We start from the raw sequence: 12,071 nt of genomic DNA on the forward strand, positions 1-12,071 counted from the left end.
AAGATTCTAAGTCCCTAAGTTTTTTTTCTCAAAAACATAGAAACTTAAGGACTTAGAAACTATAAAAAAAACTTAGAAACTATAAAAAAATGAATGAAATAAAAGTTTTTTGTCCAGCAACGATTGCTAATCTATCTTGTGGATTTGATGTTTTAGGATTATGCCTAGACAATGTTGGGGACGAAATGATTATTCGAAAATCAGATGTAAAAGGGGTTCGCATTACCAAAATTGAAGGTGCAAATTTACCGCTTGAAACCGAAAATAATGTGGCTGGTGTCGCATTATTAGCTATGCTTGAAGAAGTACAAGCTAATTTTGGGTTTGAAATTGAAATATACAAAAACATAAAAGCTGGAAGCGGAATTGGTAGTAGTGCTGCCAGCTCTGCAGGGGCTGTTTTTGGTGCTAATGAATTACTTGGTACCCCATTTACACGAAAAGAGTTGGTGAAATTTGCTGTGCAAGGAGAAAAACTTGCTTCGGGTAATGCACACGCAGATAACGTTGCTCCTGCCCTTTTAGGCGGTTTTACTTTGGTACGAAGTGCTAATCCATTGGATATTATTAAAATCGAAAGTCCATCGTTGTTATATGCTACGGTTATTCATCCTCAAATTGAATTGAAAACATCAGATGCACGATCGGTATTAAAGCAAACGGTGTCTTTGAAAAGTGCCATCACACAATGGGGAAATGTAGGCGGATTGATTGCAGGTTTATACACACAAGATTACGAGTTAATCGGTCGTTCGCTTCATGATGAAATTATCGAGCCTTTGCGTTCTGTATTAATTCCTGGTTTTGATTTAATCAAACAAGCCGCCTATCAACATGGTGCTTTAGGATCTGGAATTTCAGGTTCTGGTCCTTCCATTTTTGCTTTAAGCAAAGGAAAAGAAACTGCCGAAAAAGTAGCCAAAGCCATGTGTGCTGTTTATGATGGTATCAATTTACCTTACGAAATTCATGTTTGCAAGGTGAATGATGAAGGAATGAGAATTATTGAGTAAAAATCAAGGGTTTTTGATTTAGCATTCATAATCCTAAATTAAAAAATCCTAAATCTTATATTAAAATGAAGTATTACAGTTTAAATCATAATGCACCAAACGTTTCTTTTCAAGAAGCAGTTATCAAAGGATTGGCTTCGGACAAAGGATTGTACTTTCCTGAAAGTATTACACCGTTGCCACAAGATTTTTTTGACAATATCGAAAATTTAAGTAATGAAGAAATTGCATTTGCTACAATTCAACAATTTGTTGGAGATGAAATTCCAGAAGCTAAGTTAAAAGAAATTATCACCGACACTTTGTGTTTTGATTTCCCTGTAGTTCCTGTTGAAGAGGGAATTTATTCTTTGGAATTATTTCATGGCCCAACAATGGCATTTAAAGATGTTGGTGCACGATTTATGTCTCGTTGTTTGGGTTATTTTAACCGTGATAAAAAAGAGAGTAAAAACACAGTACTTGTAGCTACCTCTGGCGATACTGGTGGTGCTGTTGCTAGTGGCTTTTTGGGAGTAAAAGGTGTTGAAGTCATTATCCTGTACCCTTCTGGAAAAGTTAGCGATATTCAAGAAAAACAATTAACAACTTTAGGACAAAACATCAAAGCGCTAGAAATAGAGGGTATGTTTGATGATTGTCAAGATATGGTTAAAAAAGCATTCTTAGATGAAAGTCTAAAGCATAAAGGCTTAACCTCTGCCAACTCGATCAATATTGCGAGATGGTTACCACAGATGTTCTACTTTTTCTTTGCTTACAAAGCATTGAAAAGTCAAAATAAGAAATTGATTTTCTCTTGTCCAAGTGGGAATTTCGGAAATATTTGTGCTGGAATTATTGCCAAAAAAATGGGATTACCAGTACATCATTTTGTAGCCTCTACAAATGTGAACGATGCTGTACCCCGATTTTTAGTTAATGGTCAATACGATCCAAAACCATCAATAGCTACTATATCCAACGCGATGGATGTTGGAAATCCAAGTAACTTCATTCGTATTCAAGAAATGTATAATAATGATTTGGAGCTATTCAAAAAAGACTTTTCATCGTACAGTTTCTCAGATGATGAAACATTGGTTGCCTTGAAAGATATATACAAAACAAATGGCTATGTAGCAGAACCACATGGTGCAGTAGGTTATTTGGGTTTAAAGAAAGAATTGGTCTTACATGAAAATGCTATTGGGATTTTCTTGGAAACAGCACACCCAATTAAATTTCTGGATGTTGTAGAACCAGCTTTAAAAATCACTTTACCAATTCCATCACAAATTGAAGCTGTGATGCACGAAGAAAAAGTAAGCACAAAAATAAAAACCTATGAAGAATTGAAAGCTTTTCTAGGATAAAAATCTTTTATCACATTACATTAATCGGCTATGAATTTTATTTATAGCCGATTTTTTTTATAGAAAACATCATTGTATTAACTCTTATCACATTTAATAGGTAGTGGACTAAAAAATGAGTAAAAGTCATATTTTACTATTACATTATATTTTAAATTCTGTAACTTCTCTAAAGATCAATATAGGGAATTTGTATAATTTGTGTTCTTTATCCATCGATACTGCTCCTTTTAGAATAGAACTGATTCAAGAACTTGGTATCGCATCATTTTCAAAACACGTTATAATCTCGATGTAATCATTCTATCCAATTAGTAGAACATATAATCCTTAACTATTAAAATTAGATAGTTTAGATAAGTTAAAAAAAAGTGCATTCTGCTATTTTGAGAATGATTACACTACTAAAAATCTACCTTATCCATCTTCATTACACCTAGAATAGTATAATATCCTCTTTGCTATCGGATTTATCTCTGCGGTTATTTATGAAAGTAGTATTGATGTAAAATACTAAATAATGAGATTCTAGTTTGCTTTGTAGCCATTTCGTAAGCTCTTCACGACTATTCTTCATTAAATAACTTATCTGATGCTTACTATATTCTTTACCATAAATTCCCTTGTAGAAATCACTAACTTGTGCAATTCATAGTCCTTTTTGTACAGTAAAAAATTATCTTTCAATCCACTTCATCACAAAAAACATGTTGTAAAACAGGATAAAAAACTACTCTTCTCCTACATTTATACCCTAAAAAAGTTTTCACCTACACAAAAAGCAATAAAAAAGCCTGACAGAACAAGAGTATCTATCAGGCTTAATTATAATAATTTTGGATGTTACGAAATCTCTACTACTTCAAGATCAAAAACTAGATCTTTACCTGCCAACGGATGATTTCCATCAAGTACTACTGTTTCTTCTCTAACTTCTACTACCAATAAATTCATTTCTTGTCCTTCTGGAGTTCTAGAAACTAGTCCCATTCCAACCTCAGGAGTCATGTCTGGTGGCAATTCACTTTTAGGAACCTCGATAATTAAATCTTCACGAGGATCACCGTAAGCATCTTCTTTTGTAATGTTTATTGTTTTTTTCTCATTTACTTTCATATCAATAAGGCCTTTTTCAAAACCAGGAATCAAACTTCCTTGTCCCAAAGTAAATGCAATAGGCTCTTTACCTTCAGATGTATCAAATACTTGTCCGTCTGCTAGTTTACCAGTGTAATGTACTTTAACCGTGTTGTTTTCTTTAACTTGAGTCATAATTTTTTTCAATTTTTTAAAATCTTAGTTTTAAATTAAAAGATTTCAGTTTAAACTTAATTACACTGTTTACCGCCAAAACTGAGCCAAAACCTGATTTTTTGATAGAAAACCTTCAAAAGGCAATCTTTTTTATACTTATAATCAATTTAATTCCTTGTGAGCTACTTACAACAGTACATCGAGTGGAATATGACAAAATCGGCAACTTTGGCAGTATTATGTTTTATTTGTTATTAATATAGAATGACTGCGGCATTAAGATCAATTTGGCAGAAGTATAGAAATTATGAATAGCTACTGAGCGAACAAAAATAAATTCAAGGACTAATAATTTTTAAACCTCATTTTACTCTCTAATAAAAAGCTTAATCTTTCAAATTAAAAGGTAATTAATCCATTTTATGTTTCGATAATAATCTTTTAAAAGTTAATAATACCATCTGAACCCCAACGTTTCAGAAGAATCAAGAAGTAGATAATTTAAATTGAATATAGTCCTCTATATAACTATTGTTTAATTTTACTACACAATAAACGTACAAACTGAATTTATTTATAATAAAGATAACTAATTTAGCTATCACTAAAGTCCCTGAATTGGTTTTACAATTTTTATACCTTTATTCAACAATGTATTAATTGCCCTTTTTACTATATTTGCTCGCCAATAAATAATTAAATAATGAATATAGCTCTAAGAAATAATTTAAAAACTTTTGGACGAGGTAAACAAACTATGCTATTTGCACACGGTTTTGGTTGTGATCAAAACATGTGGCGCTTTATCACACCAGCATTTGAAGAACAATATACAATCGTACTTTTTGACTATGTTGGTTGTGGAAAATCTCATATCGGATCATATAACGTAGAAAGATATTCCTCACTAGAAGGTTATGCAATTGACTTATTGGAAATTTGTGATTATTTAAAACTACAAGATATACTATTTATAGGGCACTCTGTAAGTGCAATGATAGGAATTATTGCAGGAATTAAAAAACCAGAACTTTTTTCAAAACTAATTTTAATATGTCCTTCTCCACGATACATAAATGATTTAAATTATGTAGGTGGCTTTTCACTTCAAGATATAGAAGGATTGTTTGAAGTAATGGATCATAATTATTTAGGTTGGGCAAGTTTTTTGGCTCCAGTTATAATGAATAATCCTGAGCAACCTGCTTTGACTGCTGAACTACAAGAGAGTTTCTGTTCTGCCGATCCCATAATTACACGAAAATTTGCCGAAGTAACTTTTTATTCAGATAATAGAGAAGATTTAACTCAATTTACAAATCCCTGTTTAGTTTTACAATGTACTGATGATGCAATAGCACCAGTGGAAGTAGGTTTGTACGTTACAGAAAAACTTCTTAATAGTACTTATATAAAAATGGCAGCCACAGGACATTGTCCACATTTGAGTCATCCTATAGAAACAATTCAAGAAATAAAGAAATTTATTGACTAGTTATTTTATATAAAAAAATAAATGAGCACAATCACTGAAAATATTTTTCAACACTCTCCAGTCTATTTATTTGTCTTCTCAGAGGATCAGTATATCATTCAAATGAACAGTATTTTACTGGAGCATTTGGGATATGATGCAGAAAATATAATAGGTATAAAAAAAATTGGTGATATCCTTACGATGGGTAGTAAAATATTTCTAGAAACTCATTTTTTACCTATTATAAATGTAGATAAAAAAGTAAATGAAATATTTTTAATTTTACGAACAAAAGACAATATTGACTTACCTGTTCTCTTGAATATGAATCTTGTTTATAATGAAAGTAATAGTTACGCGATTCATTGTGGTGGTATGAAAATATCGCAGCGCAATCAGTTCGAAAAAGAACTTATTAAAGCTAGATCTACAGCTGAGTTAGCACTATTAGAGAACAAAGCACTTATTGATGCTGGGAATGCCTTAGAAGAAAACAGAAAATTTTTGGAAAGGCAACTTCAAGAAACGGCAATCTTGAGTAATCAGCAGTCTGAAATATATAAGGTATTATCTCATGATTTACAAGAACCACTACGAAAAGTTATTTTTTTCTGTAATAAGTTCACTTCTGAAAACAATGAATTAATTGGGTTAAAAAACATTAACTCCATACAGAATATTATTAGGCTAACAAGTAGCGTAAGGTCCATGATTGATAATTTGCAGGAGTATCAAAAACTCAATAATTATAATTTATCATATTCACTAATAGCTTTAAATCCACTATTAAAAAATATTGTAAAGGCTTCATATTGTTCAAATGAATCTTTCACGATTAATGCTACGATTAGTAAAATACCCAATTTTAAAGGAGATAAACTACTAATCACAAAGTTATTTGAAGAGCTGATTAATAATTCAATCAAATTTAGAAAAGAAAATCAAATGAATATTGATCTAAATATTACGGCGGTTAAATTGAACGAAAATATTTTTGCTAAAACACCAAACTCGTACAAATTTGAACCTTATATAAAAATTTTAATTTCAGATAACTGTTCAGGGTTTCATTGCAATAGCAATAAAATATTTGAATTATTTGAAAGAAATCACAATACAAACACTAGAGGAATCGGATTATCACTTTGTAAAAAAATAGTTGAACTTCACAATGGGACTATTACAGTGAATTCTGTTTTGGGTAAGGGATCAACTTTTACTATTCTTTTACCTATTCAAGAAACCATAATAAATTATCCTCCTTTTTTGCTAACGTAATTTTTAGTTTTAGTCATTTGCATAAGCATTTGCTAGACCAATAGAATAACTTTGTACATTATATACTAAACAACGGCTTGATCAAGGGCCAGATATTATAAATCCTATTTAGTTACCACTAATCTAAATAACAAAGCTAAAAAAATCTTTGCTAGACTTTTGGATTTATTTTAAGCAGCTTTTGATAACACAGATAATTCCAAAAGTAAAACCTTGAATTTATCTAATTTTGTTTTTCTAAAAACATTTCACAATTCATGTTTTCAAAAAGTAAATTCAGAGAATGGTTTAACCGTTATAAATATGCAGAGCTGGCTGCGACGAGCACAGCTTTACTTTGCTCACAACTGAGCTATTTTTTTGATGATGTAACGATGGCTTACTTGATAACTTTTGCAGAATATTTTTCTTTTTATGGGGTTATTGTTACAATGACTTATATTCAATTATCTAAGAATACTGAAGAGGTTGTGCAAAAAAGTTACTTTAAAACTGTTGCGATTTTGCTGAAAAACCTTTTATTAGAATTTGGTTATCCTGCTGTTTTGGATTTATTGTTTGTTCGCCCTTTTTGTATGTATTGGTTCCCGATTGTTATTGGAAATATTTTTACTGGAATTTTGGTAGGGAAAATTTGTGCAGATATCCTTTTTTATTTTCTGACAATTGTAAATTATGAGCTTATAAAGACTAAAACCAATCAATAAAAACTACAAGCCTAACTATTCTGACTCCCTTGCCCCCGATTATAACGAAAAACCCACAGTATTGCAGGCATTATAACAATTGCCCGAAAAGAGCGACCTTGGAAGCTCCTTTGCGGGCGTAGTGTTACTGCCTGCAATACGAGGATTTGTAGCGAAAAGCGGGATAAGGCCCTATAAAAAAGCATAATTGAATAAAAAATCACAAGTTTTTGAAAATATTTCGCAATTTGAATTTATAAAACCGCACAAACACTTATTTTTGCGCCATGGCTAGAAAAATTACAGACAAAGTTGTCTTTCATCAGATAAAAGTCCTTGATGCAGGTGCAAAAGGCGTTTCGGTAGCGAAGGCTCCCGATGGTAAAGTAGTATTCATTCCGAATGTAGTTCCTGGAGATGTAGTGGATGTGCAAACATTCAAGAAACGCAAGGCTTATTATGAGGGGAAAGCCGTGAAATTTCACGAATTCTCTGAGCATCGTGTGGAACCGGTTTGTGAGCACTTTGGTGTTTGTGGTGGTTGCAAATGGCAAAACATGAACTACGACCAACAGTTATTTTACAAACAAAACGAGGTTAAAAACCACTTGCAACGTATTGGTAAAATTGAATTACCTGAGTTTGAACCAATATTAGGTTCGGAAAAGAAATTCTTTTATCGAAATAAAATGGAATTTTCGTTCTCGAACAGCCGTTGGTTGACTGAGGCAGAAATTGGTAGCACGGAAGATTTAGGAAATAGAAATGCACTTGGATTCCACATTCCAAAAATGTGGGACAAGATTCTAGACATTAATAAATGTCATTTACAGGAAGATCCTTCGAATGCGATACGTAATTCGATTCGTGATTTTGCAAACGCAAACGGATTAACCTTCTTCAACCCAAGAGAACATTCTGGTTTATTGCGTACCGTGATGTTGCGTACGTCATCTACAGGAGAAATCATGTTGTTGATTCAATTTTTTGAAGATGATCAAGCGAATAGAGAATTGATATTGGATCATTTGCATACTACTTTTCCAGAAATCACTTCGTTACTATATGTGATTAATAATAAAGCAAACGATACCTTATATGACACGAATGTAAAATTATACAAAGGTCGCGATTATATTTTGGAAGAAATGGAAGGGTTAAAATTTAGCATCAACGCCAAATCATTTTACCAAACCAACTCGGACCAAGCCTATGAATTGTACAAAATCACACGTGATTTTGCAGGATTGACAGGTGAAGAATTGGTGTATGATTTATACACTGGAACAGGAACGATTGCTCAATTTGTTTCGAAAAAAGCAAAAAAAGTAATTGGTGTCGAAAGTGTGCCAGATGCAATCAAAGATGCAAAAGCGAACGCAGTACGCAATAATATTGACAATTGTGAGTTTTTTGTAGGGGATATGAAAATTGTTTTTAATGATGCTTTTATTGCTCAACATGGGCAACCAGATGTAATCATTACCGATCCACCAAGAGACGGAATGCATAAAGACGTAATTGAGCAAATTATGAAAATTGCGCCAAAAAAAGTGGTGTATGTAAGTTGTAATTCGGCTACACAAGCCCGTGATTTGGCTTTGATGGACGAGAAATACAAAGTAACTCGTGTACGACCAGTAGACATGTTCCCACAAACGCATCATGTGGAAAATGTAGTATTGATGGAGCTTCGTTAATAATTTTGCAGTCGCAGTGTTCAGTTGGCAGTTGCATATTGACATACTGTTTATAAACATAACCACTGCGGCTGAATACTATCAAAATTATTCAATAAATATAAAATTATGAAATATATACTACTATTGCTATTAGCGCTAACCGTCACTTTCTCCAGTTGTGAGAAGGATGATATTTGCGATGCAGCTACTAGTACCACTCCCCGATTGATTATAAATTTCTATGATTTTAATAATCCTACGACGGCAAAACCTGTAACCGATTTGACCATTATCGCAGAAGGAATGACAGAGGGTGTAACCTTCAACAGTAGTACATTAATAAATGGTAGCACGGTTGCAATCCCATTGATGACAACCGCAGACAAGGTAAAGTTTAAGTTTATTTTGAATTACGAGAACACAGACACCTCTCTTACCAATGAGGATGATATAGAATTTTTTTATACACGAACAACTGTTTTTATCTCTAGGGCTTGTGGTTACGCAACAAATTATGAATTGAATAAAACTACACCCTACACTCTTACAGATGCCGCAATAGCAGATGAAAAATGGATTCAGGAAATAGTGGTATTAACGAGGTCAATTACTAACGAAAATGAAACACACATTGAAATCTATCATTAGTATTGCATTCATATTTACGATTTTTTTGGCTCAAGGACAGGAAACAACTTCTAAAAAACCAATTCCACCAACCAATAGAGGAATTTTACCTAAACAAATTGAGGCACCTGCTCAAAAAGCACGTCCCATTAACAAAATAGATACCTTGACTATTGTTCCCAAAACAGACCGTTACGGTTTGCGTTTTGGACTCGACTTGTTCAAGCTTACTCGTGCACTTTATGATTCTGATTATAAAGGGATTGAATTGGTAGCCGATTATCGTTATAATAAGAAATATTACATCGCTGCCGAAATTGGTACAGAAAACAAAACCACTGATGATACTAGACTAAACTTCACCACCAAAGGTACCTACCTTAAAGCTGGTTTTGACTACAATGCTTATGAAAACTGGTTGGACATGGAAAACATTATTTCTATCGGACTCCGCTACGGCTTAAGTTCCTTTAACCAAGAGTTGAATACTTATGAAATCTATAATACGTCTCATTATTTTAATGAAAACGAAACTATATCTTCTGGCCAAAAATATGGTGGATTAACGGCCAGCTGGATTGAAGTAGTTGCTGGATTGAAAGCAAAGGTTTTCAATAATGTCTTTATGGGCTTTAGTTTGCGCTTGAATACTTTGATCACAAATAAAAAACCCGGTAATTTTGATAATTTATATATTCCAGGTTTCAATAGAACTTACAATGGTAACTTTGGAGTAGGTTTTAATTATACCGTTACCTATTTAGTACCATTTTACAAAAAAAAAGTAATTCCTGCTAAGAATAAGTAATTCATTAGTTAACCAATTGTACAATTATTAGTAAGGTGTAGAAAATTTAAGAACTAAAGAGAAGTTAGTTTTTCATAGGTCAAGAACCATAAAAAAACGTTAGTAGAAAATTTTCTACTAACGTTTTTTTATGGTTTTATTTAAATATAAGAATATCGGTTTAAGAATCTATTTACTCAACTGAAATCAAAATCTATAATTTCAATAGAAAAAAACCAAGCAGAAGACTAAATACTAGTCCTCCTCTTTCTTTATCACTTTTCTAGCGACTTCGATCTTGAATTTTTTTCCTTTCATTTTCTCATCGCGTATTAATCGCAATAATTCCGTTACTTTTCCAAATTTTACTGCTGCAAATGAGATAAAGTCTTTTACTTCTATCAATCCTAAATCTCCTTTTTCAAGTTTCCCTTTTTGAGAGAAGAAACCAACAATATCGATTTTATTAAGCTTAGTTTTCTTTCCTCCACTAATGTAGATAGTTTGATATAAAGGAGGTTTTGGGATACTTGTCGCTACTGAAACTTCCAAAACTGGCATAGTATAATCAATATAATCCATTTTTTTCTCACTATCATTGGCAACAATATATGCCGTTCCCGAGGCGTGCATACGTGCAGTACGTCCATTACGGTGTGTAAATTCATCTGCCTTGGACGGTAAATGATAATGAATCACGTGATTCATTTCTGGAATATCCAGTCCACGAGCTGCCAAATCGGTAGTAATCAAATAGCTCATGCTTCCATTTCGAAACTGAATCAAAGAACGTTCTCTTTCATCTTGATCCATACCGCCATGATAATAAGTAGCATAAATTCCTTTTTCGTTTAGTGTGTCGCTTATGCGTTCTGCTGCATCACGATGGTTACAAAACACAATCGCAGACTCTGATTTTAAAGAACAAATCAGATTGAACAACGTATTAATTTTATCGCGCTCTTTGGAAACGACCATTCGCATTTCTAGGTTACTTTCGATACCTTCTTCTTCTTCTGGTATAAAATCCAAAATAGTTGGGTTAACAACACGAGTATATTTTGGAATCTCTATATCTGAGGTTGCAGAAACCAATACTCTTTTATTCAATTTTGGTAATTTCCCAATGATAAAAGACATTTGCTCATGAAACCCTAATTGTAAGGATTTATCAAATTCATCCAAAATCAAAGTCTGCACTTTATCCAATCGGAAAGTACCACGTTCAATATGATCTGCTATTCTACCAGGCGTTCCTACCAAAACTGCTGGTGGATTGCTTAAATTTTTTATTTCGGTTTCGATGGAGTGACCACCGTAGCATACGTTTACTTTGTAATCGGTTCCCATTTTTTTCCAAACTTGCTCAATCTGTAACCCCAACTCACGAGAAGGAACCAAAATCAAACATTGTACAGATAAAAATTCGGGTTGTAACAATTCTAGTATTGGCAGTAAAAAAGCTAGTGTTTTACCAGAACCTGTTGGTGACAATAATAAGATATTATTATCATGCAAAATAGCATCTTGTGCCATTTCTTGCATTTCATTCAGTTGGGTAATGCCTAAATTTTTAAGTATATTTTCAGGAAGATGTTTCGGATTCATTTGTATAATTTGTGCAAAGGTAATCAAAAATGTCGGCAAGGAGAATCTCGGCCTAAAAAAGCAAGTGATTTCATTTTTTTTAAAACCACAAAGACTTAGATATTCTAAAATTATTTTCCAAAAAAAAAGATTCGGTTATAATAACAAATGCAATTTTATTTGTGAAATTTACGGCTACAACTTTTTTTTATTAAAAAGTCAACGATATTATAAGTAATAAGAATAAAATAATGTCGTATTTTATTGTGGATATGTAAAAAATTTAATATATTTATCTCATTATGAGATATGTAACACTAAAAGA

Annotated in this window: 12 protein-coding genes; 9 read left to right on the forward strand and 3 right to left on the reverse strand. The window is 32.6% G+C overall.

Going from position 1 to position 12,071, the window contains the following annotated elements:
* Window positions 1-89 precede the first annotated feature (89 nt).
* The 3 genes from M2326_RS11845 to M2326_RS11855 all read left to right on the forward strand — a co-directional run bounded on the left by M2326_RS11845 (window position 90) and on the right by M2326_RS11855 (window position 2,666).
* Window positions 90-1,013: a homoserine kinase gene (locus M2326_RS11845; protein ID WP_264619769.1), complete on the forward strand. Its 924-nt coding sequence runs from the start codon at window positions 90-92 to the stop codon at window positions 1,011-1,013.
* Between the two features lie 65 nt (window positions 1,014-1,078).
* On the forward strand, window positions 1,079-2,368 hold the full coding sequence (gene thrC, locus M2326_RS11850; protein WP_264619770.1) for a threonine synthase: 1,290 nt from the start codon (window positions 1,079-1,081) through the stop codon (window positions 2,366-2,368).
* A 115-nt stretch (window positions 2,369-2,483) separates the two neighbouring features.
* The gene (locus M2326_RS11855; RefSeq protein WP_264619771.1) at window positions 2,484-2,666 is read left to right on the forward strand and encodes a hypothetical protein; all 183 of its coding nucleotides are present in this window, start codon (window positions 2,484-2,486) and stop codon (window positions 2,664-2,666) included.
* A gap of 138 nt (window positions 2,667-2,804) precedes the next feature.
* Here the strand turns inward: M2326_RS11855 and M2326_RS17605 are convergent, their stop codons facing one another.
* Together M2326_RS17605 and M2326_RS11860 are read right to left on the reverse strand one after the other, a co-directional pair.
* A complete protein-coding gene (locus M2326_RS17605) occupies window positions 2,805-3,017 on the reverse strand; it encodes a transposase (protein ID WP_413603272.1) in 213 nt (70 codons plus the stop codon).
* A 194-nt stretch (window positions 3,018-3,211) separates the two neighbouring features.
* Complete coding sequence (locus tag M2326_RS11860; protein ID WP_264619772.1) at window positions 3,212-3,640, reverse strand: FKBP-type peptidyl-prolyl cis-trans isomerase; 429 nt, start codon at window positions 3,638-3,640, stop codon at window positions 3,212-3,214.
* A gap of 685 nt (window positions 3,641-4,325) precedes the next feature.
* Here M2326_RS11860 and M2326_RS11865 point away from each other — a divergent pair.
* From M2326_RS11865 to M2326_RS11890, 6 genes are all read left to right on the forward strand, one after another.
* The gene (locus tag M2326_RS11865) at window positions 4,326-5,117 is read left to right on the forward strand and encodes an alpha/beta fold hydrolase (protein WP_264619773.1); all 792 of its coding nucleotides are present in this window, start codon (window positions 4,326-4,328) and stop codon (window positions 5,115-5,117) included.
* A gap of 21 nt (window positions 5,118-5,138) precedes the next feature.
* Complete coding sequence (locus M2326_RS11870) at window positions 5,139-6,377, forward strand: sensor histidine kinase (protein ID WP_264619774.1); 1,239 nt, start codon at window positions 5,139-5,141, stop codon at window positions 6,375-6,377.
* A 257-nt stretch (window positions 6,378-6,634) separates the two neighbouring features.
* Window positions 6,635-7,084 carry a hypothetical protein gene (locus M2326_RS11875; RefSeq protein WP_264619775.1) on the forward strand — a complete coding sequence of 150 codons (450 nt, stop codon included), beginning with the start codon at window positions 6,635-6,637 and terminating at the stop codon, window positions 7,082-7,084.
* 266 nt (window positions 7,085-7,350) lie between these two features.
* Window positions 7,351-8,763, forward strand: coding sequence for a 23S rRNA (uracil(1939)-C(5))-methyltransferase RlmD (gene rlmD / locus M2326_RS11880; RefSeq protein ID WP_264619776.1), 1,413 nt, complete (start codon window positions 7,351-7,353; stop codon window positions 8,761-8,763).
* A 108-nt stretch (window positions 8,764-8,871) separates the two neighbouring features.
* On the forward strand, window positions 8,872-9,393 hold the full coding sequence (locus M2326_RS11885) for a DUF6452 family protein (RefSeq protein WP_264619777.1): 522 nt from the start codon (window positions 8,872-8,874) through the stop codon (window positions 9,391-9,393).
* Window positions 9,365-10,180 (forward strand): DUF6048 family protein, encoded by an 816-nt coding sequence (locus tag M2326_RS11890; protein ID WP_264619778.1) that lies wholly within the window; start codon window positions 9,365-9,367, stop codon window positions 10,178-10,180. The genes M2326_RS11885 and M2326_RS11890 overlap by 29 nt, the downstream gene beginning before the upstream one ends.
* Before the next feature lie 234 nt (window positions 10,181-10,414).
* On the opposite strand, the gene M2326_RS11895 is transcribed toward M2326_RS11890, so the two are convergent.
* Window positions 10,415-11,767 carry a DEAD/DEAH box helicase gene (locus tag M2326_RS11895; protein WP_264619779.1) on the reverse strand — a complete coding sequence of 451 codons (1,353 nt, stop codon included), beginning with the start codon at window positions 11,765-11,767 and terminating at the stop codon, window positions 10,415-10,417.
* Between the last annotated feature and the right edge of the window lie 304 nt (window positions 11,768-12,071).

This window comes from Flavobacterium psychraerolatum (assembly GCF_025960985.1).
Lineage (GTDB): Bacteria > Bacteroidota > Bacteroidia > Flavobacteriales > Flavobacteriaceae > Flavobacterium.